Origin of the sequence: Intestinirhabdus alba (assembly GCF_009711095.1) — a bacterium.
GTDB lineage: Bacteria > Pseudomonadota > Gammaproteobacteria > Enterobacterales > Enterobacteriaceae > Intestinirhabdus > Intestinirhabdus alba.
The window spans coordinates 1-679 of record NZ_WMJZ01000130.1; the positions used below are offsets into that span (position 1 = coordinate 1).

Annotated in this window: 1 protein-coding gene; it reads left to right on the forward strand. The window is 47.3% G+C overall.

What is annotated here, in order from left to right; genetic code table 11:
* Nucleotides 1-56 precede the first annotated feature (56 nt).
* Nucleotides 57-679, forward strand: a 623-nt coding sequence (locus tag GJV78_RS22725; RefSeq protein WP_230979228.1) for an AMP-binding protein, incomplete at its 3' end; no start/stop codon positions are given.

Consider the following 679-nt stretch of genomic DNA (forward strand, 5'->3'; position numbering starts at 1 on the left):
GGCATCTGGCGTACGTGATCTACACGTCGGGCTCGACCGGACAGCCCAAGGGGGTGATGGTAGAGCATAATTGTGTAGTCAATGAAATAACTTCTCTCTCCAGTAAACTTCAACTCTTAAGGAATGACAGGATCCTGCAATTCGCAAGTTTTTCTTTCGACGCTTCGGTTGAAGAGATATTTATGGCTTTAAGCAGCGGTTGCTCCCTGATCCTACGTGATGATAACTGGTTATCAAGCTCAAATCGTTTCTGGCTGTTATGTCAAAAGCACAAAATTACTGTGCTTGATCTACCTACTCAATTTTGGTCTCTTCTCGCATTAGATGGATTGCCTGTTCCGAATGTTATACGGAAAGTGATTATTGGTGGTGAAGCTGTAGGTGAGCAGGCTTTGCGTAGTTGGTTTGTGAATGAAGGTATTAACCAATCTCAATTAATCAATACCTACGGGCCAACAGAAACATGCATAAGTTCTATTAAATACGAAGTTGATGGCACTTTTGACGATCCCAAAATTATCGGTCGTCCAATAGCCAATACGCGGCTATATCTGTTAAATGAACAGCGGCAGCCGGTTCCCCTGGGAGCGCCGGGCGAGCTTTATATCGGCGGCGCTGGCGTGGCGAGGGGCTACCTTAACCGCCCGGAGCTGACCGACGAGCGCTTCCTGGCCGATCC